21 protein-coding genes are annotated in these 25,091 nt (G+C 33.3%); all 21 read left to right on the forward strand.

Annotated elements, in window-relative coordinates:
• The first annotated feature begins 10 nt into the window (after nt 1-10).
• Nucleotides 11-1,312, forward strand: coding sequence for an ABC transporter ATP-binding protein (locus ABEA66_RS01005; RefSeq protein WP_345585215.1), 1,302 nt, complete (start codon nt 11-13; stop codon nt 1,310-1,312).
• Nucleotides 1,313-1,333: 21 nt separating this feature from the next.
• Nucleotides 1,334-2,431, forward strand: coding sequence for a UDP-N-acetylglucosamine 2-epimerase (locus ABEA66_RS01010; RefSeq protein ID WP_345585217.1), 1,098 nt, complete (start codon nt 1,334-1,336; stop codon nt 2,429-2,431).
• The gene (locus ABEA66_RS01015; protein ID WP_345585219.1) at nt 2,424-3,296 is read left to right on the forward strand and encodes an N-acetylneuraminate synthase family protein; all 873 of its coding nucleotides are present in this window, start codon (nt 2,424-2,426) and stop codon (nt 3,294-3,296) included. Before ABEA66_RS01010 ends, ABEA66_RS01015 begins: the two co-directional genes overlap by 8 nt.
• The gene (locus tag ABEA66_RS01020; protein WP_345585221.1) at nt 3,253-4,473 is read left to right on the forward strand and encodes a cytidylyltransferase domain-containing protein; all 1,221 of its coding nucleotides are present in this window, start codon (nt 3,253-3,255) and stop codon (nt 4,471-4,473) included. Before ABEA66_RS01015 ends, ABEA66_RS01020 begins: the two co-directional genes overlap by 44 nt.
• The gene (locus tag ABEA66_RS01025; RefSeq protein ID WP_345585223.1) at nt 4,466-5,569 is read left to right on the forward strand and encodes a glycosyltransferase; all 1,104 of its coding nucleotides are present in this window, start codon (nt 4,466-4,468) and stop codon (nt 5,567-5,569) included. The genes ABEA66_RS01020 and ABEA66_RS01025 overlap by 8 nt, the downstream gene beginning before the upstream one ends.
• 33 nt (nt 5,570-5,602) lie before the next feature.
• Nucleotides 5,603-8,377, forward strand: coding sequence for a glycosyltransferase (locus ABEA66_RS01030; RefSeq protein ID WP_345585225.1), 2,775 nt, complete (start codon nt 5,603-5,605; stop codon nt 8,375-8,377).
• A complete protein-coding gene (locus ABEA66_RS01035; RefSeq protein WP_345585227.1) occupies nt 8,361-9,611 on the forward strand; it encodes a glycosyltransferase in 1,251 nt (416 codons plus the stop codon). The genes ABEA66_RS01030 and ABEA66_RS01035 overlap by 17 nt, the downstream gene beginning before the upstream one ends.
• Complete coding sequence (locus tag ABEA66_RS01040; RefSeq protein ID WP_345585229.1) at nt 9,587-10,720, forward strand: glycosyltransferase family 4 protein; 1,134 nt, start codon at nt 9,587-9,589, stop codon at nt 10,718-10,720. The genes ABEA66_RS01035 and ABEA66_RS01040 overlap by 25 nt, the downstream gene beginning before the upstream one ends.
• Nucleotides 10,721-10,738: 18 nt before the next feature.
• Nucleotides 10,739-11,617: a UTP--glucose-1-phosphate uridylyltransferase GalU gene (galU, locus tag ABEA66_RS01045; protein ID WP_345585231.1), complete on the forward strand. Its 879-nt coding sequence runs from the start codon at nt 10,739-10,741 to the stop codon at nt 11,615-11,617.
• Between the two features lie 25 nt (nt 11,618-11,642).
• Nucleotides 11,643-12,911: a mannosyltransferase family protein gene (locus ABEA66_RS01050; protein WP_345585233.1), complete on the forward strand. Its 1,269-nt coding sequence runs from the start codon at nt 11,643-11,645 to the stop codon at nt 12,909-12,911.
• A 31-nt stretch (nt 12,912-12,942) separates the two neighbouring features.
• Nucleotides 12,943-13,686, forward strand: coding sequence for a sugar phosphate nucleotidyltransferase (locus ABEA66_RS01055; RefSeq protein WP_345585235.1), 744 nt, complete (start codon nt 12,943-12,945; stop codon nt 13,684-13,686).
• 13 nt (nt 13,687-13,699) lie between these two features.
• Nucleotides 13,700-14,248, forward strand: a complete 549-nt coding sequence (gene rfbC, locus ABEA66_RS01060) for a dTDP-4-dehydrorhamnose 3,5-epimerase (protein ID WP_345585237.1) — start codon at nt 13,700-13,702, stop codon at nt 14,246-14,248.
• An 11-nt stretch (nt 14,249-14,259) separates the two neighbouring features.
• A complete protein-coding gene (rfbB, locus tag ABEA66_RS01065) occupies nt 14,260-15,267 on the forward strand; it encodes a dTDP-glucose 4,6-dehydratase (RefSeq protein ID WP_345585239.1) in 1,008 nt (335 codons plus the stop codon).
• Between the two features lie 12 nt (nt 15,268-15,279).
• The gene (gene rfbD, locus ABEA66_RS01070) at nt 15,280-16,131 is read left to right on the forward strand and encodes a dTDP-4-dehydrorhamnose reductase (protein ID WP_345585241.1); all 852 of its coding nucleotides are present in this window, start codon (nt 15,280-15,282) and stop codon (nt 16,129-16,131) included.
• A complete protein-coding gene (locus ABEA66_RS01075; protein ID WP_345585243.1) occupies nt 16,128-17,072 on the forward strand; it encodes a glycosyltransferase family 2 protein in 945 nt (314 codons plus the stop codon). Before rfbD ends, ABEA66_RS01075 begins: the two co-directional genes overlap by 4 nt.
• Before the next feature lie 70 nt (nt 17,073-17,142).
• Complete coding sequence (locus ABEA66_RS01080; RefSeq protein ID WP_345585245.1) at nt 17,143-18,009, forward strand: glycosyltransferase family 2 protein; 867 nt, start codon at nt 17,143-17,145, stop codon at nt 18,007-18,009.
• Nucleotides 18,010-18,015: 6 nt separating this feature from the next.
• The gene (locus ABEA66_RS01085) at nt 18,016-19,425 is read left to right on the forward strand and encodes an undecaprenyl-phosphate glucose phosphotransferase (protein WP_345585247.1); all 1,410 of its coding nucleotides are present in this window, start codon (nt 18,016-18,018) and stop codon (nt 19,423-19,425) included.
• Between the two features lie 22 nt (nt 19,426-19,447).
• Entirely contained in the window at nt 19,448-20,458 is a 1,011-nt protein-coding gene (locus ABEA66_RS01090; RefSeq protein WP_345585249.1) for a glycosyltransferase family 2 protein, read from the forward strand.
• Nucleotides 20,459-20,480: 22 nt separating this feature from the next.
• Nucleotides 20,481-20,900: a GtrA family protein gene (locus ABEA66_RS01095; protein WP_345585251.1), complete on the forward strand. Its 420-nt coding sequence runs from the start codon at nt 20,481-20,483 to the stop codon at nt 20,898-20,900.
• Between the two features lie 304 nt (nt 20,901-21,204).
• Entirely contained in the window at nt 21,205-22,662 is a 1,458-nt protein-coding gene (locus ABEA66_RS01100) for an outer membrane lipoprotein carrier protein LolA (RefSeq protein WP_345585253.1), read from the forward strand.
• A gap of 220 nt (nt 22,663-22,882) precedes the next feature.
• Nucleotides 22,883-25,015, forward strand: coding sequence for an LTA synthase family protein (locus tag ABEA66_RS01105; protein WP_345585255.1), 2,133 nt, complete (start codon nt 22,883-22,885; stop codon nt 25,013-25,015).
• Nucleotides 25,016-25,091 lie beyond the last annotated feature (76 nt).

The raw sequence follows: 25,091 nt of genomic DNA on the forward strand, positions 1-25,091 counted from the left end.
AGAATTTATTGTGGAAAAACAAAGTGAACAATTTGTTATTCAAGTGAATAATGTTTCTAAATTGTATAAACTGTATGATAAACCCATTGATAGATTAAAAGAATCGCTTCTTCCTATAGGGAAAAAATACCACAAAAATTTTATGGCTGTTAATAACATATCTTTTAAAGTTGGCCAAGGAGAAATTTTGGGTATTGTCGGAAAAAATGGTTCGGGAAAATCTACTTTACTTAAGATGATAACTGGTGTGCTTACTCCTACATCAGGTTCCATTGAAATTAAAGGAAAGATATCAGCATTGTTAGAACTTGGTGCAGGTTTTAATATGGAGTACACAGGAATTGAAAATATATATCTTAATGGTACCATCATGGGATATAGTAAATCTGAGATGGATTCTAAACTAGATGAAATATTGAAATTTGCTGATATTGGTGATTTTGTTTATCAACCAGTAAAAACATATTCCAGTGGCATGTTTGTGAGATTAGCATTTGCTGTGGCGATTAATGTTGATCCAGACATTCTTATTGTTGATGAAGCTCTTAGTGTTGGTGATGTAAGATTTCAGCAAAAATGTTACGCAAAATTAGAATCATTTAAAGAAGCAGGGAAAACTATTTTATTTGTGACACATTCATTGGAAGCGATAAAAATGTATTGCAGTAGAGCGATACTTATTGATAATGGAGTATTAAAAGAGATAGGTGCTCCTAAAGATGTTGTAAATTCATATCTTAAAATATTGCGAAAACTAGATATTGAAGAAAAAAATTTAAATAAAGAATCATTAGTCCTTAGTAATACCGGAGATAAATCTTTGCAATTAATTGAAGATTCGATATGGTATAACAAAAATGAATATAAGTATGGTGTAGGTGGGGCTAGATTCACAAGAATAGGATTATTTGACGAAAAGGGGAACTTTGAAACTCAGTATGAAGTAGGTAGTACTATTGCTATAAAAGCAGAATTTGTAGCAGAAGAGGACAACGATCAAATCTATTTTGGTTTTGGTTTAAGGAATATTCAAGGTCAAGATTTAGTGGTTTTTAACGGTACTTCGTCTTTTGATGATTTTCCGATTAAAAATGTTAAAAAAGGAAAGACTTATATAGTACATGTTAAGCTCAAGGCAAGCTTCGTACCTAATGACTATACAATAGCTCTTTCTCTGGCGAAAATTGAGAATGATGAAATTGTTCAAATGCAGATAAGGTACGATGTTCTTTTATATAAGGTAATTAGCTCAAAAAGACTTTATGCGGGGGCATTCATTCAAGATATAGATATTAATGTGTCATCAAAATAAATGATGATCTGAGGAAGAAGCATGAAAAAAATAGTTGTTTTTACCTATCTGGAAAGACATCTAAAAAAGTTAATACCACTGTTAATTAGATTAATAGATGATAAAAATATTAAGTTATCGTTAGTATTGATGACTAAAGAAGAGGAAAATTTGGCTAGATATCACAATATTCCTTATATAATGTTGGACGAATTCACCAACTTGCCAAGGAGACAAAACTTCGATATTTCATGGGGTCTTGAGCCTTTAATTAATTGTCTTAAGTTAGTAGAGCCAGATCTTTTTATTGCAATTGAAGTTAATTATATATTAAGAAATGCCATAAGATATTGTAAACAGAATAATATCCCTAATATGATAATACAGCATGGGACTCCAAATGATTATTCATTACATGCATTCGCTCCATTTGAAGGAGAAACTTTTGCTGCTTGGGGGGAGTTTACAAAAAGGTATCTAATTCAAAATGGGGTCCCTGAAAACAAAATAATAGTTACTGGTGGTATGAATTTTGATCGAACATTAAATATCAAAACAAATAAGAAGCAAGTCGCTCCATTGTTAGGCATAGATGAAAATAAGAAATGGGTTCTCTTCACAACACAAGGTGTGGGGGCAGGAGGAAGACCTACAAAAAATGAAATTATAAGTGGAGTTCAAGCTGTAACAAGAAGAGCAAAGGATTTTGATGATGTTCAATTAATATTTCAAGTTCATCCAGATCAGCAAATTATAGATATACAACAGCATGTTAATGAGATTTCGGAATCAACTGCAATTGTATGTAAATACAAAAATACAGAAGAGTTAATAGCTGTATCAGATGCTGTTATAACTTTTTTTTCAACAACTGCAATAGATGCTGTTATACTAGAGAAACCACTTATGTTAATAAATTTAGTCGATCAAAAAGACTTTTTTCCTTTTGTAAGGATGAAAGCGGCTTTTGGAGTTTATTGTGTTGAACAAATCTGGAGCGATTTTTCCAACTTGCTTGATTCTAATTGTTTAGATCAGAGAGATGCTGCAAATTTTATGAATTATTTAAATGACGGAAATGCTTTGGAAAGAATTTTAAGTTTATGTTATGAAAAATTAGGAGTTGATCGAGTTGAATAAAAATAAAAATGTTGTTATTGCTGAAATAGGATGTAACCATAAAGGTGATATGAAAATTGCCAAAGAAATGATAAAAACAGCAGCTCAATTTTGCAATGTAGACGTCGTTAAATTTCAAAAAAGAAACCCAAAAGAACTTTTATCTGAATTAGAATATAACGCTCCTCATCCTCATCCGGAAAATTCTTATGGAAAAACATATGGAGAGCATAGGGAATTCTTGGAGTTTAGTTTGGACCAACATAAAGAGTTAATTGAAACATGCCATCAATATAATGTTGATTACAGTACTTCAGTATGGGATCTAAGCTCAGCTAAAGAAATAACTTCGCTATCTCCAAAAATGATAAAAATACCATCTGCATGTAATCTCGATTTTAAAATGCTTTCATATTTGACCCAAAACTATACTGGGGAAATTCATTTATCATTTGGTATGACTACTCCAAAGGAAGAAGAACAAATTCTAAAGTTCTTCATTGAGGAGAAAAGAAATAAAGATCTAGTGATATATTCATGTGTTTCGGGGTACCCGGTTAGTTTTGAAGATTTGTCATTGCTTGATATTGAACGAGTTTCAAGATTATATGGTGAGTCAGTTAAAGCAATAGGTTTCTCTGGACATCATCTTGGAATTGCAGCAGATATTGCAGCTCTAACCCTTGGAGCAACTTATTTTGAGAGACATTTTACTTTAAATCGGACATGGAAAGGTACTGACCATGCCGCAAGCTTAGAACCAGACGGTTTAAGAAAGTTAGTCAGGGATATAACTAATGTAAGTAAAGCCCTGACTTATAAGAAGGAGGATTTACTAGAAATTGAAAGGGTTCAGCGTAAGAAACTTAAGAGAGAATCAAACTGATGATAATAAGTTTGTAGCATTTATTCCAGTTAGGGGTGGAAGTAAATCAATCCCATTGAAAAACATTAAGCTATTTAATGGTAAACCACTTGTATATTGGGCGATATATGCAGCTGTTAATTGTCGATATATTGACAAGGTTTATGTTTCGACAGATAGCGAAGAAATAAGAATGGCAGTACAACAATTTGCTTTTAAAAATGTTAATGTTATTCGTAGAAGTGATGAAACAGCAAGCGATGTTGCTACAACTGAATCTGCAATGATGGAATTCGCTTATAATCATTTATTTAGCAATATTATCTTAATTCAAGCAACTTCACCATTAGTAGAGTCTCAAGATCTAGATGAGGCTATTAATCAATACATTCATAGTGATTGTGATAGCTTACTCTCAGTTGTTAGGCAAAAAAGATTTATTTGGAGTGAAGCTTCTCCTGTTGTAGGAGCGATACCTATAAATTATAATCCAATGGAAAGACCTAGGAGACAAGAAAATAAAGGTTTTTTGGTTGAAAATGGGTGTTTTTATATTACTTCTCGGTCGAAATTACTCAGCACTGGATGTAGGATTTCAGGGAAAATAACATTGTATGAAATGAAAGAAGAAACTTATTTTGAAATTGACGAAGAAGCAGATTGGTTGATTGCAGAACAATTGAAAAAAAAACTAACACAGTCTCAAGAAAAATTAGATTTTAATGGTGTTAATTTATTTATTTCAGATGTTGATGGAGTGCTTACAGATTCTGGAATGTATTATTCAGAGATAGGAGATGAGCTGAAAAAATTTAATACAAAAGACGGAAAAGGAATTGAATTATTAAGAAATGCAGGAATATCTGTAATGTTTCTAACATCTGAAAATATTAGTATCGTTCAAAATCGTGCAACGAAATTAAAAATAGATTTTGTTTTTATGGGAATTAAAGACAAAAAAAAATTTCTGGATGATTTTTTTAGTCAACATAAAGAATATTCATACGACAAAACAATTTATATTGGCGATGACATAAATGATTTAGATTGTATGAAACATGTTTTTTACTCCTTTACTCCATCAGATGGACATAACACAATTAAGCAGAGTGCCTCCTATATATGTGAAAGACCCGGAGGCCAAGGTTGTGTGAGGGAGGCTGCAGATATAATATTATCTAGGAGGAGTTATGGATAATATAACACTTGTCGTAATTAATGAAAACGCAGAGGAGTACTGTTACGGATTCTTTAAAAGTTTGAATAATTGTGATTACAAGCCAAACCAAATCGTCTTTATAGATAATGCCTCAATAGACAGATCAGTAGATATAGCTCAACAAAATTCAAGTTTTGTTTATCAATTCAAGAAAAAAACAAGTAAAGCAGAATTGTATAAAAAAGGTATTGAAATTGCGAATAATAACTTTATTATTTTTTGCCACAGTGATATATTATTTGATCCGAAATTCTTTCATCATCTACGCATATATCTGCTAGAATCAAATGACGTTGACTTTGTTAATTTTACGCAATTATATGTTGATGGAGTTAATTATGGAAATCATTGTTTGGGAATAGATATTGATTGTGATAAAATTAATTATAAAAAATTGTTTGAGCCAAAACCAGAGAATGAAATATTGCTCGAATGTTCCGAAAGTTGCTTTATGGTAAATAAAATAGCTTTAAATGCTCTTTCATTTGATAGTAGATTTATAAATTCATTTTGCGAATATCCTGTTATGTACAATATAAGAAAATCAAATGGCAGTGTCAAACTCTTTGATAAATGCATAATTAGTCATTATTTTATTGAACTTCATGAGCAATTGGAAACTAATAAACATGATGAAGATATGTTTATTAAAAATTATTTTTATATTTTTGACTTAGAAAAGATCAATGATATTAAGACAAAAATAAAAAAGCTGAAAGAAATAGAAAACGAATTATCAGAAGAGTGCTCACTTAAAAACGACTTAATTATGAATTTAAATAAAAAAATACAAGAAATATCGGAGTGGGTTAATAAACAACAAGAAGAGCTTGAAAACAGAGATTCAATAATTCTAAATATGAATCAACAAATAAGTGAAGTTTCAGATTGGGCAATGAAGTTACAAAAAGAAAATGCAGAGAAAGATAATTTAATAAATGAACTTAATGAGAAGATTAATTCTGTTTCGGAATGGGCTAAATCACTACAACAAGAACTTAATGAAAAAGAACAAAAATTGACGGAGTTAAATGCAGGAATTGATCAGATGTCGTATTGGTCTGGTCAATTTTAAATTTAATTATGTATAGGGGCTGGGGAATAATTCATGGATCGGTTAGACAAAATAAAGAGAACATTGGAAAAAAGTATAGTTATTAAAGATAAGATGTATGATATCACACAAAATGTAAACGAAATAAATACTCAAACACTTATAAAGCTTGATACCCAAATTAATAGAGCAAGTGTAACTAAGGCTTGGAAAGTAATGTGTCTTATGCGTCGGTTTAATGAACAATTTCTTAAAGGTAGCAGACTGGAAAAAAAGAATTTTATAAGATGGTCATTAAATAAAATACTAAAAAAGCCAATAATTAAAGATCAAGAACTTGCAAGGTTCAGTCCCATTGAAAAATTTGAAATAGCATATGTTGATAAAAAACAAATTCAAAATTTGCATATTGATTTAAATGAAATGGAAGATATATCTGATATAAAAAATCTACAAAAAATTGCCAATGAATGTGTAGAGGGTGTAGATATTTTTAGATTCCCTGTTATTGAGTGGAATTTCCGCTGGCAGAGACCGCAGCAGATTTCATCAGAATTTTCAAAGAACAATCATAGGGTTTTTTATTTTTCAATTGAAACGCTGGCACTTAATAACCCAAATTTAGGAAAGGAAGATATTGCTGATCAACTCCAAATACAAATTTTGCAACAAAATGTTTGGTGGGTAAAGCTTTGTTCTAATAATTTTTTGAATGCTTATAAAAATACTATTAATGATGAAATAGACTTAAAATACTTGCAGTGGTCTATAGATCATTTGAAAAAGAAATTCTCAATCAAAAGTAGTGTCTCAATTTTAGATTTACCTTATTGGGCTCCCCTTGCGTTGTCACTTGATAATAATAAGGTAATTTATGATTGTATGGATGATCATGCTGGTTTTTCTACTAATTCATCCGATATGCTTTCCTCCGAAGGAATTTTAATAAATAAAGCAGATGTAGTAGTGACATCATCTAAAAGATTATATGATAAAATGCATCGTAAAAACAACAATGTTAAATTAATTAGAAATGCCGGTGAATTTGAGCATTTTTCTGTGCCTCCAAAAAAACTTGCAGGAGAGTTTGAAAATTTAGAAGGTCCGGTTATAGGCTATTATGGCGCAATTTCAGAATGGTTTGATATCCGTCTGATAGAAAATTTAGCAAAAAGGAATAAAAATTGGACGTTTGTGCTTGTAGGCGATACATTTGGCTGTGATACTTCAACTGCGGAGAATATAGAAAATATTATATTTACAGGTGAAAAGCCCTATAAAGATTTACCAAAATATCTTTATGGTTTTGATGTGTGTATTATTCCTTTCTTAATAAATGAATTAACAATGTCTACAAACCCTGTAAAGGTTTATGAATATTTAGCTGCAGGAAAACCGGTTGTCTCAACAAAGTTGCCAGAATTGGAAATTATAGGAGAGGAATTAGTTCATCTTGCAAATTCATGTGACGAATTTGAGAGGAAAATTCGAGAGTGTCTGAATGGAAGAAAACAAGATATTGAAAAACGTAAGCAATTTGCTAAAGAAAACACATGGTTAGCGAGATATAAAGATTTTAAAAATATTGTAGAAAATGAATTTTATCCACTAGTAAGTATAGTAATTGTAACTTTTAACAATTGGAATTTTACTAAACAGTGTCTAGAAAGTTTATTTAATAATAACACTTACCCAAATACTGAATATATTATAGTTGATAACGCTTCTAGTGATGAGACGCGCCTTGAATTATCTAAATTAAAACATCCAAGATTAAAATTAATTTTTTCTCCTAAAAACCTAGGTTTTTCTGGAGGTAATTCTTTGGGCTGTCAATCAGCAACAGGAAAATACATCATTTTATTAAATAATGATACTATCCTTACGGAAAATTGGATTGAAAGGTTAATTAGACCTCTTAATGAAAATAGCGAAATTGGGATGGTAGGTCCGGTTTCTAATTCAGTAGGCAACGACCAAATGTTGGATTTTTTTCAAGGCACTTCACAAAATGGGCCTGATGTTGAATGGCTAAGAGATTTTTATTATTTTTACGATAATAAGATGAGGCATACAAATTTATTGGGTTTTTATTGTGTAGCAATAAGAAGAGAAGTTTATGATAAAGTAGGGGATCTAGATACAGCATTCGGTATTGGAATGTTTGAAGATGATGATTATTGCGAACGAGTGTTGAGTCTAGGATATAAACTAGCTATTATTGAGGATGCATTTGTTTATCACCATGGAAGTGTTAGTTTTAAGAAGTTAGATGATGAGAAATACAGAAATCTATTTGAAAAAAATAAATCATATTTTGAAGAAAAATGGAAGAAAAAATGGAGTCTTCCAAAACCACCTTCTACAATATTTTATGATGCTGTTGATGCCATAACTATAAGGGAAAAAATAAAATCAATAAATAAAAAAACAATATTAGTACTTGGTGATACTGAGTGGACTACTAAGGATACATTAAGTAAAGAAGTTGTTAGAATTCTTTCTAAGTTTGAGGAGTTTTTAACAATTTCCATTATTTACAATTATCATAGCAAAGAACTTGTTGGCATTAGGAAAATAGCACCTACTTTATATTTTTCAAATAGAACAGATTTGTTTGAAAAAACTTCATTTGATTATGTAATATATTGCGGACAAACTGATTTTACAGAGTTTTCAGGCTCTCAGCAAACGATAATATATGAGGATCGTTTAAGCGAAGATAATATTTATAAAATAAAGCAGGGTAATAAACATGTAAAACTGGTAAAAAATTCCAAAGAAATTTTGAATTTAATAGGAGCTGCTTCATATGAGCACGCACACTAAAAAAATTATTAAAGGACTCAAATTGCTTAAATCGCCCAAGATATTAGTTAGAAAATTAATCTATAAGACCTTTTTTCGTAATGTGTTAATAAAGTTCCCTTCACAAAATACGATATTAGAAGAACTTGAATTGCTATTCAAACAATCACAGGGAAGGAAAATTTTTGTGTTCCCAGGGCCTTCTTGTCCCTGGGGATATATGTTCCAAAGACCTCAGCAACTTGCTAGATCTTTGGCTAATCTTGGTTATACGGTTATTTATTTAGTTGATTTATCCTTTCCTTACAGCCCTGATTGGAATGTAAGAGGATTGAAAAAAGTTCAAGATAATATTTATTTATACAATGATAATATGCAGGGACAATTACTAATAAAATCAATAACTCAATATAAGATTAATAATATAGTAGTTTGGCAATATTGGCCTCATCAACATAATTTTGTAAAAAAACTCCCAAACTATGTTACAAAAATATATGATTGTATTGATCATATCAACACATTCAATAATTATGAGAATATATACGAGGATTTCAAAGAATCATTAATTGACGCTGATTTGGTCCTAGCAACTGCAAAAAAAATATTAGCAGAAACGAAAAATATAAGAGCAGATTGTTATTTGATTCCTAATGGTGTTCATTTTGAAGATTTTAATATTTTTTATAATAAGCAGTATCCCTCCAATTGGGGTCATTTGGCTGTTGCTAAAAAAGAAAATAAATATATAGTTGGTTACTATGGGGCTATTGCTGATTGGTTTGATTTTGAGGCTGTAAATTACATGGCGGTAAAAAATCCGAACTGCATATTTTTATTGGTTGGCGAAGTTTACCCAAGTGTAGAGGATAAAATAAAGCAGCTAAAAAATAATTCAAATGTCGTAATATTGCCTAGAGTGACATATAGTCAAATTCCGCAACTTTTATCTTTTTTTGACGTAGCTATGATTCCCTTTAAACTTAATGATATTACTCTTAATACTTCCCCAGTCAAAGTATATGAGTATATGGCTGGAGGCAAATTAACCATTGCTTCAAATATGCCTGAAATAAATAATATGTCAGCTGTACTGATTGCTAGTAGCGTTGAGGATTTTGATAAGAAGCTTAAACTTGCTTTAACACGATTGAAGGATCCTTTTCTAAGAGATGAAATGCAAAGGATTGCTCAAGCTAATACATGGAATGATAGAATAAGAGAAGTTTTATGTTTACTCAACCAAAGGTTGTGATTCTCCTGATGAACTCTAAAGGAAATATTGTTTTATTTAATAGAACTGATGCAGGGATAACTCCGGGTGGAGATACTGTACAAATTTATGCAATAGCAAAATATCTGAAAAGTATTAATTATAACGTTGTAGTTACAAATGATTTGAAATATGATTTGTCTGATGTAGATACTGTATTCATATTTAATTTACAGCGGCCATATGAAGCTTACTTGCAAGCTAAAGCTGCTATACAGAAAAATATACCTTATATTTTTTTCCCTATTTATTGGGATATTGATAAGCTTAATATGGATGAGATTAAGTCATTTAAGTCTATTATTAAATTTGTTCTTCCTACTAAAATGAATTCTTATCTAAGGGGGTATCGATTTTATAAGAATAATAAAAAGTTAGTTGATTTTTTAGATATTATTAATTTCCATAAACTAGCTTTATTTATATTAGAACATGCAAAATTTATTTGTCCAAATTCAAATGCCGAGAAAATTCATTTAATACAAAAGTTCCAGATAGAGCATTTAGAGTCAAAAATATTTGTAATACTAAACGGGATTGATGTTCAAGCACTAATAAGCCAAAAGATTGAATCTATTAATGTTGAATTACCTGAAAAGTTCATTTGTTGTATAGGAGGGATTGGCCCCAGGAAGAATCAATTAAATCTGGTTAGAGCAGCCAATAAAACGAAGATTAATTTGTTGATTTTAGGAAGGACATCTACTGGGGCTGAGGAATATGCAAAAAAAGTAAAGGAAATATCAAATAAGAATATTCACTTCATAGACTATGTTGATCAGCAAACAGCATTCTATATTTTAAATAGAAGCATTGGGCATATTCAACCTAGCTATATTGAAACACCTGGACTTGCTTCATTGGAAGCCGCTGCGCTTGGATGTCCTATTGTAGTTTCAGATGTGCCACCTGTCAAGGAGTATTTTGGTGATTTCGCCTTATATTGCAATCCTTCTTCTGTTAATTCTATTACTGATTCTTTATTGCAATTAAGTCAAAAAACAAGAAATAATTCTATGAGTCATAATTTTCAAAAGAATTATGAATGGAATCATATATTGGAATCACTTAAGAATCTTCTTGAAAAATAGAAAGAGGGTGTTAAAGTTTTGAAAGTAAAAAAAGCAATAATTCCTGCAGCTGGCTTAGGTACAAGATTTCTTCCAGCTACGAAAGCTATGCCAAAAGAAATGTTACCCATAGTGGATAAGCCCACAATTCAATATATTATTGAAGAAGCAGTGAAATCCGGTATCGAAGATATCATAATAGTTACTGGCAAAGGCAAGAGAGCAATTGAAGACCATTTTGATAGAAACTTAGAATTAGAACAGAATTTGTTATTGAAAGGGAAGTTTGACTTATTAAATGAAGTTCAAAAAGTAACGAGTCTTGTTGATATACACTATATTCGTCAAAAAGAAGCAAAGGGTCTAGGACATGCTGTTTGGTGTGCTAGAAAGTTTATTGGTAACGAACCCTTTGCTGTTTTATTGGGAGATGACATTGTTCAATCTTCTTTTAAACCATGCTTACAACAAATGTTAGAAATCTTTAATAGATTTCAATCTTCAGTGATTGGAGTGCAGCCAGTACCATTTAAGGAAGTATCTAGATATGGGATTATAGATGCAAATAAAATAGAGGAAAAAATATATAAAATTAATAATATGGTTGAAAAACCAAAATTGAATGAAGCACCATCAAATCTAGCAATTATGGGAAGATATATATTAACCCCTGTTATATTTGATATTTTGGAAAAACAAGAAACTGGAGCCGGTGGAGAAATTCAATTAACGGATGCATTAGCACAATTAAATAATTATGAAGATATATACGGTTATCATTTTGATGGAACTCGATATGATGTAGGTGAGAAGTTGGGTTTTATTACCACTATTATTGAGTGTGCACTTGAACGCGAAGATTTAAGAACTGATTTACTTGCATACCTAGAAAAAAAACTAACTAAAATTACGAATTAATTATGATCAGGAGTAGTAACCATTTATGAACAAAATTGAAGCATTTCTAAATAAAAAGTTGTTCGTAGTAATATGTTTAGTTTTTTTGATTAGCAGATGCATGATCTTCTTTGTTGGTTATTTAGGAATAAATTTATTTCCGAATTATGAAAAAAAACCTGAATATTCAATTATATCTCAAAGTGATGGATGGGAAAGATTAAATCTCAAGTTGCCATCGCATATTGAAGAAACAAAATTCCCAAATATCAAAGAGCTTGGAAAGTTTGACTCGGGATTTTACTTAAATATCGCCAAAAATGGATATGATAAATACAAAATATCTGAAAAGCACTCTGCAGCTAATTGGGTATTCTTCCCTTTTTATCCATTATTAATAAAGTTTTTTTCAAAGATATTATATTTTATGTCTATTAATTCTGTTGCAGTTCTACTATCTAACATTTGTTTTTTTATAAGTCTGATTTTTATTTATCATATATGTTTAGAAAATAAATTAACAAATTTACAAGCAATAAACGTTATTTTTTTTATATCGATATACCCAACTTCCATTTATTTTTCTATACCGTATACTGAAAGTTTATTTTTATTATTATCTTCAGCGACTTTATTTTATGGATTGAAAAAAAAATGGTTTATTGCTTTTATGTTTGCTGGGTTATCCACTATTACAAGAGTTCCAGGTTTTATTAATATTTGTTTTTTAGTAGGACTAATTATATTTAATTTCTTTAAAAATAAAGATATGCCTTTTTATAAGAATTTTAAATATTTAATATATTTCTTGCTTTCTCTAGTTCCTTTTATTTCATACTTATTTTATATGAAAAGTATTACAGGAGACTTTTTGGCTCCTTTTCACGAACAATCAATTAATTGGTTTAGATCCACAACAATTCCTTTTATTAATTTGTATAATTTTGTGAAAAATCCATATTTTATAGCACCTGGTGGTTGGGATAATGGAGTTATATCTTTTTCTGTGAGTATCGCTGTTTTATTTGTATTATTAACATATGTTATCCAAAATATTAGGGATATTTTAAATGATAAGACTCAATTAGTTTTATTTATCTATGCTGTTTCATTAATTGTTATACCTTTTGCAAGTTCCGATGTTTGGTTAACTAGCGTAGTACGATATATGATGGTATGTATACCTTTTTATATATACCTTTCAAAGTTACTAAGCAAATATCATATTCTGCATCAGTTGTTTTTGTTGTTTTTTGTAGTACTGAATGTCATAATAACTACAGCATTTTTTAACCATTACTACTTTGTTGTCTGATCTAACCATTGAAATTTAGGAGGTAATATTTATGAAAGGCATAATTCTTGCTGGTGGTACTGGATCACGACTTTATCCTCTAACTAAAGTTACAAATAAACACTTGCTCCCTGTAGGGAAATATCCTATGATTTTTCATTCAGTAGCCAAACTTAAAGAAGCTGACATCCATGATATTCTTGTTGTAACAGGTAAAGAACATATGGGAGATGTCGTGAATTTGCTTGGGAGTGGTCGTGAATTAGGAGTCAGTTTTACTTATAAGGTCCAAGATGAAGCGGGCGGTATAGCACAAGCACTGGACTTGGCGGAACATTTCGTTGGAAATGAGCAAATGATAGTAATCTTAGGAGATAATGTTTTCTCAGATAGTATTACAGCGTATGTAAATAACTTTAAGAATCAAAGACTTGGGGCTAAAATTCTTATTCAAGAAGTCCATGACCCTAAAAGGTATGGGGTTCCAGAGCTTCAGGGGGATAAGATTGTTTCAATTGAAGAAAAGCCTCAGAATCCTAAGAGCAGTTACGCTGTAACAGGAATTTATATGTTCGATAGCTCTGTATTTGGTATTGTTAAAACATTAAAACCATCTGGCCGCGGTGAATTAGAGATAACGGATGTTAACAACGCATATATTCAAAGAAATCAGCTTACTTATGATATTTTACAGGGCTGGTGGACGGATGCAGGCACTCACGAATCATTAAAAAAAGCGAATGAATTGGCTAAAGATATTATTTTCGGTGAAGAGTTCGGCAAATTAAAATTATAAGAAGGTGAAATTGGTGAAGCTAATTTCTACAAAAATGCAGGGCTTATTTATTATTGAACCGGCAGTTTTTGGTGATAATCGCGGCTTTTTTATGGAAAGCTATAATGATCAAAAATTTAAAGAGCTGGGAATTGAGTATTCATTTGTTCAGGACAACCATTCCCTTTCTGTGGAAACAGGTGTTTTAAGGGGGATGCATTACCAGTTGAATCCTAAAGCTCAAACTAAACTTGTCAGAGTTTCTGCGGGAGCTATTTATGATGTTGTTGTAGATATCCGAAAAAACTCTCCTACGTTTGGTCAGTGGGCCGGTTTTATTTTAAGTGCTGCCAATAAACGTCAGTTGTTGGTTCCAAAAGGTTTTGCACATGGGTTTTGTACAATTGTGCCTAATACTGAAGTGCTCTATAAAGTAGATGAATATTATTCGCCAGAGAATGACAGGGGGATTGCTTGGAACGATCCATCGCTGGCCATTGACTGGCCCACAACCAATCCTATTTTGTCCGAGAAGGATTCCAAACATCCTTTATTAAAAGATGCTGAAATTAATTTTGACTAACGGAGGCTAACATGAAAGTTCTTGTTACCGGTGGTGCCGGATTTATTGGAAGTAACTTTGTCATATATATGCTAAAGAAATATCCAGATTATCAACTGATTAATTTAGACGCCTTAACCTATGCGGGGAATTTGGAGAATCTTGCTGATGTTCAAGGGAATTCAAATTATACATTTGTCAAAGGCGACATTGCGGACGCTCAGCTTGTCGATAGTTTATTTGCGCAAGGAATCGATTACGTAGTCAATTTTGCTGCAGAATCTCACGTAGACCGCAGCATACTGGATCCTCAGATTTTTGTGAAAACAAATGTTATGGGGACACAGGTCTTGTTGGATGCAGCTAAAAAATATGGTGTCACCAAGTTTGTACAAGTATCAACGGATGAAGTTTATGGTTCTTTAGGTGAAACCGGTCTATTTACTGAGCAAACTCCATTATCACCAAATAGTCCCTACTCAGCAAGTAAAGCTGGAGGGGATTTGCTGGTTAGAGCTTATCACGAGACGTTCGGAATGAATGTAAATATTACTCGTTGCTCAAATAATTATGGGCCGTACCAATTCCCTGAAAAGCTAATTCCTTTAATGATCGCTAATGCTTTGAATGATAAATCATTACCAGTATACGGAGATGGACTAAATATTAGGGATTGGCTGTTCGTAGAAGATCATTGCAGTGCAATTGACTTGGTTATGCACAAAGGTGTTAATGGAGAAGTATATAATGTAGGCGGAAACAACGAAAGAACAAACATGCAGATTATCAAGACTATTTTAGCTGAGCTCGGTAAGCCGGAATCACTAATTACTCACGTGAAGGACCGCTTAGGTCATGACAGACGCTATGGTATCGATGCTACAAAGATTACAAATGAATTAGGATGGCAACCTCAATACCATTTCGAATCGGGTATTAAAGCTACAATTCAATGGTACTTGGATAACAAAGAATGGTGGCAGCGAATTCAATCGGGTGCATACCAAGAGTATTACGAAAAACAATACGCATCGAGATAGGAGAACGTCGTCATGAAGGTTCTAGTGACAGGTGCGAATGGACAGCTTGGGAGAGATGTTGTTTCATTATTTGAAAAGTTTTGTGATGTAGTAGGATTAGGCCGTAATGAGTTAGATATAACGGATATTGAGCAGTGTAAAAAAACATTTAAAGCCCATTGTCCTGACGTTGTCATTCATTGTGCGGCATATACGGCCGTTGATTTAGCAGAGAGCGAAGAAGAGCAGGCATATAGAGTAAATGCTATTGGGACTCGTAATGTTACAATAGCCGCGGAACATATTGGGAGTAAAATGTGTTATATTAGTACGGATTATGTTTTTGATGGTACAGCTACTTCGCCTTATAAAGAATATGACAACACAAATCCTGTTGGAGTTTATGGCAAATCTAAAAGGGCAGGAGAACTGCTTGTTCAGAGCCTAAGTACAAAATATTTTATTGTTAGGACCTCATGGGTTTATGGTCTCCACGGTAACAATTTTGTGAAAACGATGTTAAAGCTTGCTCAAGAACGTGATCAACTTAAGGTAGTTCATGATCAGATCGGTTCGCCAACGTTTACAGAAGATCTTGCAGCCTTTCTATTCAAGTTGGTTATGACTGAAAATTATGGAGTGTATCATGCGAGTAATAGTGGAATTTGCTCGTGGTTTGATTTTGCCAAAGCTATATTTGAAGAAAGTGGCTTAGACATAACGGTGAATCCTTGTTCTACGGAAGAATTTCCTAGACCAGCTGCACGTCCAAAATATTCAGTGATGGACCATCTATCTATTCGTACAAATAATTTTGAAGATTTGCGTCCCTGGAGAGAAGCTCTTGTAGCATTTTTGAAAAAATATAATGGAGAGTCCGTATGAAACGGGTAAGTGTACACATTGTAACATTCAATAGCGAAGCTTACATTGATAGTTGTTTAGAAGCTGTTTTCAGACAAAGCTACCCGATTCACTCTATTATCGTAGTTGATAACGATTCAAAAGACTCTACAAAAGAAAAACTTCAAAAATACAACAATATCATTATCATTGAAAATAAGCACAATGGTGGTTTTGCTGCAGGGCATAACCAAGCTCTTCGAATGTCAGATTGTGAATATTGTTTGATTTTAAATCCGGATGTCATATTACATCCGGATTATGTCTATGCCTTGGTAAATAGACTAGAAAACAATAAACAGTTCGGTAGTGCCACGGGAAAACTTCTTTTTAAACAGTCGCCAGATTATATTGATAGTACAGGTCTGGTTATGAATAAAGCAAGAAGAGCCTTTGATCGAGGAGCTGGAGATATAAACGGCAAATGGGAATATAGTGGTGAGGTGTTTGGTGTTTCCGGGGCAGCGGCACTATATACAAAAAGAATGGTTGAAAGTATTAGTATAGATGGCTGTTTTTTTGATGAAGATTTTTTTGCTTATAAGGAAGACGTAGATGTTGCATGGCGCGGTCAATTATTCGGCTGGAAGGCTTATTATTGTAGTGATGCTATTGCATATCACGACAGAGGTTGGAAGAAGGGAGGAAGATCCCAAATCTCTTTGTTTGTCCGAAAGTTATCCTATATAAATAGGTATAAAATGATAATAAAAAATGACAAGCCGAGTAAGATTGTTAGGCATTTCTTCCCCTTTATTATTTACGAAATCGGTAGCTTATTTTATTTTCTTCTTAAGGAACCGAAAGTGCTAGCTTCGTGGTTGGACTTTTATCGGAAACTCCCCGATTTAACACGCAAGCGGAAGTTCATACAAAATAACATCGCTGCAGATTTAACGGATATTTACAGGTATTTCAAATAATGCTTGCTGATCGTCATACAATTGTTTTCATGGTATACTATTCGTATTATTAATACTATGGAGAAAAGCGATGGATCTAAGCATTATTGTTTTAAGTTATAATACTTGTCAACTTACCCTGAATGCATTGCAATCGGTTTTTGCATCGAAGACTGATTTTGAGTACGAAGTCATTTTAGTAGATAATAACTCATCAGATTCCTCAGTGAATGAAGTTAGGAAGCAGTTTTCCCGAGTAATTGTAATTGAAAACAATGAAAATTTAGGTTTTTCAAAAGCCAATAATCAAGGAATTAAAATTGCATCCGGTCGTTATATTTTATTGTTAAACTCCGATACAATTGTACAAACCGAAACATTAGATACTATGATCAGATTTATGGATAACCACCCCTCTATTGGAGCAGCTGGCTGTAAGGTGGTTTTAAGTGATGGATCCTTAGATAAAGCCTGTAAGAGGGGATTTCCTACGCCATCAGCATCCTTCTACTATGCGTTTGGAATATCTAAAATGTTTCCGAATAATCCCAAATTTAATCAATACCAGCTTAGCTATATGGATGAGGATCAAGATTATCCTGTCGATTGTCTTGTGGGGGCTTTTATGATGGTAAGAACCCAGGTTATCAATCAAATCGGGGGGCTTGATGAAGATTTCTTTATGTATGGTGAGGATGTAGATTGGTGTTATCGGATAAAGGAAGCGGGCTGGGAGATTCATTATTATCCCTATACACAAATTCTTCATTTAAAAGGGGCAAGTAGTAGGCGGAAGCCATTTAAAATTATATATGAATTTCATAGAGCTATGTACTTGTTTCATAAAAAACATTATAAACAAAAATATAGCATCGTTGTTAATGCCCTTGTCTATCTCGGTATTTTCATTAAATTCCTGCTATCAGTAGCACTAAATCGCTTTGGATCAGTGAGGTGATTGATTTTGGTAAGACAAAGTAATTCTTTTCTCTCACAGCTTTATGCGATAGCTGACTTTATAAGCGTACAAATTGTTTTTTTATTTTCATGGTGGATAAAATTTGAAAGTGAATTTATACCTTATGATAATGCCTTACCATTTCGTCGTTACCTTATATGGAGTATAGTTTATGGTGGTGTAGCTATAATCATTAGCTATTTTTTAAATTTTTACACACCTAAGCGAAAAAAAAGATTTTCATACGAACTCTTTACTATTATTCAAATTCATATTATAAGTTTACTTGTATTGCTAAGCTTCTTGTTCGTTTTTAAGGAACTTGATATATCCAGATCATATTTGATTTTATTTTTGGTAAATAATATTTTGGTTGTTAGTTTTTATCGGTATATTCTTAAAACTACATTAAAGCATTACAGGCAAAAGGGTTATAACAAACAGTTTTTGTTAATAATTGGTGCAGGTACACTCGGGAGAAGATTTTATAAAAATGTTATTCAGAGACCTGACCTTGGTTATGAGATAATAGGTTTTTTGGATGATAATCAGAAAGAGCATGAATTTGATCCAGATAATTATTATAAACCTATATTGGGAAAAACATCAGATCTTGAAAGATTGTTAGAAGAGAAATTAGTTGATGAAGTAATCATAGCGCTCCCTTTGTATGCACACGAAAAATATGCAAGAATTATTAACGTATGCGAAAAAGCTGGAGTCAAGACTCTGATCATCCCTGATTTTTATAATTATCTTCCATCAAAGCCTTATTTTGATAACTTTGCAGGCATGCCGCTTATTAATGTCAGAGATATACCTCTTGATGAATTTAGAAATCGTTTCTTTAAGCGTGCTTTTGATATATTATTCTCAGCATTTGCTATCTTTATTACATCTCCTGTTTTAATAATTATTGCTATAGGGGTGAAAATAACATCACCTGGTCCTATAATTTTTAAACAAGAACGTGTAGGGTTAAATAGGCGAAATTTTATGATGTATAAGTTCCGAAGTATGCGGGTTCAAACTGAAAAATCATCTAATACTCAATGGACAACGGAAGATGACCCGCGTAAGACAAAGTTTGGTGCCTTTTTACGCAAAACTAGTCTTGACGAACTACCACAATTTTTTAATGTATTGTTTGGACATATGAGCGTTGTGGGTCCAAGACCAGAACGTCCATATTTTGTTGATCAGTTTAAGGAAGAAATTCCAAAGTACATGGTTAAACACCATATTCGTCCTGGTATTACAGGGTGGGCTCAGACTAATGGATTACGAGGAGATACTTCCATTGAAGAACGAATTAAGCATGACATATTTTATATTGAGAATTGGAGTTTTTTATTCGATATTAAAATTATTTTTAAAACCATAATTAATGGTTTTGTTAATAAAAATGCTTATTAAAATATGTCACATGGAGGATTCAATGAAAACAGAGGGGATGCCGATTTTAAGTATTGTAGTTCCTTGTTTTAATGAAGAAGAAGTATTGCACGAAACAGCAATAAGATTAACGGATATTATTAAGAACCTAATACAAAGGAGTCAAATATCTAATCAAAGTATAATTTTATTTGTTGATGATGGCAGTCGCGATAGTACCTGGTCTATCATTGAGCAGTTAAATAAAGAAAATATATATATAAAAGGATTAAAATTAGCAAAAAATGTTGGACATCAAAATGCACTGCTGGCTGGACTAAATAAAGCAAGGGAATTTTCAGACTGTGTCATATCAATTGATGCAGATCTTCAAGATGATGTAAATTCAATATATGAATTTATTGCGAAGTATCATGAAGGATTTGATATTGTATATGGTGTCAGAAGAAGTCGGGAGTCAGACACATTCTTTAAAAGAAATACAGCACTTGCGTTCTATAGAATTATGGAAAAAATGGGTGTCAATATTGTCCATAACCACGCAGACTATCGTTTACTAAGTAAACGTGCACTAGATCATTTTGTTAATTTTAAAGAAGTCAATCTTTTCATAAGAGGAATTATTCCGTTAATTGGATTTACCTCTACCGAAGTGTATTATGATAGAAACGAAAGATTTGCAGGTGAATCAAAGTACCCTATAAAAAAGATGCTAGCTTTTGCATTAGAAGGAATTACTTCTTTTAGTATTACCCCTATACGCCTTGTAACATTAATTGGTTCTACCATATTTTTCATAAGTTTTATAGCAGGAGCCTACGCACTAATAGCTAAGTTAATTGGTAATGTTGTATCCGGTTGGACATCGATCATTTTGTCGATTTGGTTCATTGGAGGTATTCAGTTAATAGCATTAGGACTTTTAGGTGAATATATCGGTAAGATATATAAAGAAGTAAAAAATCGTCCTAAATATTGTGTTGATATTGATTTGACATTAAATGAAAATGAACTTATTACTACTAAGTCAAAGGATTCAATATCTATTGGCTAAAATTCTTAATGTATGAGGTAACATGTTAAATAAAATTTGCAACTCAAGTGTAGTTAAATTCCTTTTAGTCGGAATAATTAATACAATTATTGGATTATCGGTAATGTATGCCTGCTTAAAAATAATGGGTTTCAATTACTGGATTTCAACGTTTGTTGGTAATAGTATCGGTGCCCTTGTAAGTTTTATACTTAATCGAAGATTTACATTTAATAGTACTGCTTTAATAAAAGATAGTTTTTGGAAGTTTGTGATCGTGATTATAGGGAGTTATTTTATAGCGTATACAGCAAGTAAGGAGATTGTTGATTTATTTGTTTTATATTTATCTAATAATGACATAGCTGTACTCCTGGGAACTTTTCTATATACGGTTTTAAACTATTTAGGACAAAAACATTTTGTGTTTAAGAAAAAGAAAATTGCAGTTAATTCTAATTAGCCCAAAACTGTGTTACTTTTTCTTTTTACAACCCTTCGGTTACCTATTGGAAATAACAAGCTCTCTTATTCGTTTGATCGAATGTAAGAGGTAAGGTCAAGTGATCCTAGACCGTTGAAACTAACATATTGAGCTTCTCGTTCTTTGATATCTGGGTGATGAGGACATTACTATCAACTCCTATAACCAACTGGTTATAGGAGTTTTAAATTTCCTCCCCCAACCTTGTCTGCATAATTGTCCAAGTCCCCACATAGACATGTTATCAGTTGAAATTAACTTAGTGTGGTGGAGGGGATTCAAGATGCGGCGATTCACGTGGGTGATTGCCTTAGTGTTGAGCTTGAGCCTGGTTTTGGCGGGCTGCGGCAAGAAGGATTCGGGATCAGTGGTGAAGGATTTGGATTCGGTCATGAATAAGCTGCAGAGCTATCAAGGCAGCGGGCGGATGGTGCTGCACACGGGGCAGGAGCCGCAGGAGTATCAAGTGGAGGTATGGTACCAGAACCCTCATTACTACCGGATCTCGTTGACGAATGCCAAGAAGGACATTACTCAGATTGTACTGCGTAACGATGACGGGGTGTTTGTGCTGACGCCTCACTTGAACAAGAGCTTCCGGTTCCAGAGCGATTGGCCGGAAAATCAAGGACAAGTCTATTTGTACCAATCTCTTATTCAAAGCATTCTGATGGATAATGAGCGTCATTTTACGACGGATCAAAATGCGTATGTGTTCGATGTTTTGGCGAATTACCAGAACGGATCGCTTGCGCGGCAGAAGATTTGGCTGGACAAAAAGAATTACGCGCCGCAGCACGTGGAAGTATCCGATGCGAATGCCAATGTGATGATGATTGTGGATTTCAATCAATTTGAATTCGGTAAGAAGTTTGATAAGGATTCCTTTGACATGCAGCGGAATATGACAAGCTGGAACATCATGTCCTTACCGACATCCGGACAGCCAGGCACTCATGATGCCGGAACGATAGACGGCAAGGCGGACAGCAAGGGAGCAGCCACAGATAAAGCGGCAGGCACTACTAGCGGAGCGACTAGCAGCAGTGGCACATCCACGAATAGCAGCAATACTGCCAATGGCACAACTGGAGCTAAAGCGGGATCCGCTGCAGGCACTAACGGAGCTTCCAGTGACGCAGCGAAGGGAACAAAAGCCGGAACGTCTAGCAGCGGCAATGCTGGCGCCACAGCGCCGGCAGACAAAACGACGTCTGGTGCAGCTAGCGGTACGGCAACCAAGGGGGCTGCCAATGGCACAGGTGCAGCTAATCCGACGAACGGGACGACCAACCCGCCAAGCGGTTCCAGCAGTACAGGAGCCAACGGAGCGGCCACGGGTGCCGCAGCAGGTACTACCGGCACAGCAGCCGGAACGAAAGGCGATACATCCAAACAAGGCTTGTCGTTTGGCGTAATCGAGCCGCACTATGTACCTAACGGCGTGAAGAAGCAGGATGTCAAGATGATCAAGCTGGGCGATGAAGATGCGGTGATGCTGCGCTACTCCGGCAAGTACAACTATACGCTTGTGGAGTCCCGTCCTGAGACGCAAACCGTAACCTCGCTTCCGGGCAACATTGTTGATTTGGGCTTCACCCTGGCTGTTGTTATCGGGGACGAGAAGAAGACGATGACATGGACCTATGAAGGTGTAGAATTCCGGCTGTCGACGGCGGATCTTCATCAGACAGAGATGATTAAAGTTGCTCAAGCCGTCCAGGATGAGATGGGCAAGTAAAGGATTATTTCCGACTAAATAGAAATTCATGATATCGAGTAATTTCTATTTTGCGACAAAAAAATTCCAGGCTGACTTCGGTTAACGAGGTCAGCTAATTTTGTGACCTGGTAAGAACGGATGTTCTGGAATGATATTATATAACTGTAATATATTATTTACAATACATTAAAAAAGTAATATATTATTGTTTTACGAATAAAGAGAGTGGGGGATTATTTTGTTTGGATTCAGAATTAAATTTAAGAGCATACCTTTTTTATACTTAGTATTAACGTTATTATTATTGCTATTGCTTGAATCTATTGTAAGAACTAGTTTTATTGAAGCACTTTCATGGATATTCTCTAATATTAAGTCATTTCTTTTGAATTATGTGATATCGTTAGGGTTATTTTTTGTACTCTATTCAATAATTGGAAGAATAAGGATAACTTTCTGTGTTAATGCAATTATTTATTTAATCATTGCACTTATTAGTCAAACTAAAGTTAAATATTTAGGTATACCCTTACTTCCATCAGATTTGTTTTTGTTTAATGAAGGTACTGATATAGTTCAATATTTAAATGGTGTTTTTTCGCCAGACATTTTATTAATTATTGCGATAAATGCGTTAATAATATTATGTATACTATGGTTGTACAAATCGCAGCAGAGAACTGTACTTGATTATAAAAAAAGAATCATTTTGTTGTGTGTAGGGCTAGTGATCTTAGTACCAATACACTTAGATAGGCCATTCCAAATAAAGAATTTATTTGGTATACAAGATTACCACTGGGATCAGTTAACTAATTATAATGCGAATGGGTTTATGTTAGCTACAGGACTTAATTTAGAGACTATTTTCGTTAAGGAGCCTGGTAACTATGGTCCTGAAAATATAGCTAACATTATAAATTCTATCGAGAAAAAAAATATTATTTCCACAGTGGAGCCCAATATTATTGTAATTTTGAGCGAAGCATTTTGGGACCCTACAGTAATGAAGGAAGTTTCATTTAGTCAAGACCCATTGCCATTTTTTCATAAACTTGAAAAACAATATTCCTCAGGCAAAATGCTATCTCCAGTTTTTGGTGGAGGTACAGCAAACGTTGAATTTGAAGTATTGACGGGGAACTCAACGAGATTTCTTCGCCAAGGGTCGATAGCGTATAATGATTATATAAATAGCGAAATTGACTCCCTAGCGAGTATATTATCGAGACAAGGGTACTATCCAACAGTTTTTAGTGCCTTTGATAATTGGTTTTATAATCAAAGAAAAGTTTATAATTATATGGGCTTTGCACAATTTATTAGTAGTGAATTTTTTGACAAAAAGTATAAAGGTCCATTTTTAGCCGATAGCGAAGTTGGGAATATGATAATAAAACAGACTGGAAAAACTAAAGGTCCGGATTTTATCTTTGCCGCAACAATGCAAAACCATGGAACTTATGGACCAGACAGGTACGAGGAAAACACAATAACCGTTACGAAAGGTGATCTATCAGAAGAATCAAAGAAAATATTAGAAACATATCTTCAAGGGCTCGTAGATGCTGATAAAATGTTAGAGCAATTAGTAAATTATTATGAACATAGTGATGAACCTACAATAATTGCTTTTTATGGAGACCATTTGCCTATCTTAGGTGATGATTACAAAGTTTATAAAGAGGCTAAATATATAAATAATGATAAAATCTTTAATAGTTTTAGTGATGTCCAAAAAATGTATAATGTTCCATTACTAATATGGAATAATTACATGAACTCCGAGAAAGAGGATCTTTATATGAGTCCTTCCTTTCTGGGGACATATCTTCTTAATCTAGCTGATTTGAAGGGGTCTTATTATACAGATTACTTATACTCAATTTATAAAAAGAATCCTGTCATACCCAATGAAGTGAACTATCAAGAGTTAAATATTGATCCCAATAAATTAGAAGATTATGCAAAACTACAGTATGATATATTATTTGGTAAAAAGTACGCTTATAGCCAACTGAATCTTTTAGACAAAATCGCTAACCCGAGGTATAAACTTGGAGAAGAAGCGATGGAAATTACTGGAGTTAGTCCTTCAGAAATACAGGCAGGAGTAATTTTCAACCAATGGATGGGAAAATCCGCTATTGCTGTTCAAGGAAAAAATATTTTGCCAGGGAGTGTTCTGTATATAAATGATCAACCTTTAGAGACCACGTATGGCGATAAAGGCTTTATTACTGCCATTGTTCCTGATAATTTTTACTCGAAGGCAGGAATATTAGATCTACAAATTAAGCTTTTTGATAGTAAAAAAATACTTGTTTCGGAATCAAATAAAGTAAAAGTAAAAGTAAAAAGTCAAAACTAGTTACTCTAAGAGATTCATAATTTAATCGTCATTCAAGATTTTGTTCATTGACACCTGTTGTAGATCGGATTACCAT

Source organism: Paenibacillus vulneris (assembly GCF_039543185.1).
GTDB lineage: Bacteria > Bacillota > Bacilli > Paenibacillales > NBRC-103111 > Paenibacillus_S > Paenibacillus_S vulneris.

Bases quoted from the DNA above. Each gene is read 5' to 3' on its own strand.
- ABEA66_RS01010 (WP_345585217.1), top strand. From the start codon at position 1,334: ATGAAAAAAATAGTTGTTTTTACCTATCTGGAAAGACATCTAAAAAAG.
- ABEA66_RS01025 (WP_345585223.1), top strand. From the start codon at position 4,466: ATGGATAATATAACACTTGTCGTAATTAATGAAAACGCAGAGGAGTAC.
- ABEA66_RS01030 (WP_345585225.1), top strand. From the start codon at position 5,603: ATGGATCGGTTAGACAAAATAAAGAGAACATTGGAAAAAAGTATAGTT.
- ABEA66_RS01035 (WP_345585227.1), top strand. From the start codon at position 8,361: ATGAGCACGCACACTAAAAAAATTATTAAAGGACTCAAATTGCTTAAA.
- ABEA66_RS01040 (WP_345585229.1), top strand. From the start codon at position 9,587: ATGTTTACTCAACCAAAGGTTGTGATTCTCCTGATGAACTCTAAAGGA.
- ABEA66_RS01050 (WP_345585233.1), top strand. From the start codon at position 11,643: ATGAACAAAATTGAAGCATTTCTAAATAAAAAGTTGTTCGTAGTAATA.
- ABEA66_RS01055 (WP_345585235.1), top strand. From the start codon at position 12,943: ATGAAAGGCATAATTCTTGCTGGTGGTACTGGATCACGACTTTATCCT.
- rfbB (WP_345585239.1), top strand. From the start codon at position 14,260: ATGAAAGTTCTTGTTACCGGTGGTGCCGGATTTATTGGAAGTAACTTT.
- rfbD (WP_345585241.1), top strand. From the start codon at position 15,280: ATGAAGGTTCTAGTGACAGGTGCGAATGGACAGCTTGGGAGAGATGTT.
- ABEA66_RS01075 (WP_345585243.1), top strand. From the start codon at position 16,128: ATGAAACGGGTAAGTGTACACATTGTAACATTCAATAGCGAAGCTTAC.
- ABEA66_RS01080 (WP_345585245.1), top strand. From the start codon at position 17,143: ATGGATCTAAGCATTATTGTTTTAAGTTATAATACTTGTCAACTTACC.
- ABEA66_RS01090 (WP_345585249.1), top strand. From the start codon at position 19,448: ATGAAAACAGAGGGGATGCCGATTTTAAGTATTGTAGTTCCTTGTTTT.
- ABEA66_RS01095 (WP_345585251.1), top strand. From the start codon at position 20,481: ATGTTAAATAAAATTTGCAACTCAAGTGTAGTTAAATTCCTTTTAGTC.
- ABEA66_RS01100 (WP_345585253.1), top strand. From the start codon at position 21,205: ATGCGGCGATTCACGTGGGTGATTGCCTTAGTGTTGAGCTTGAGCCTG.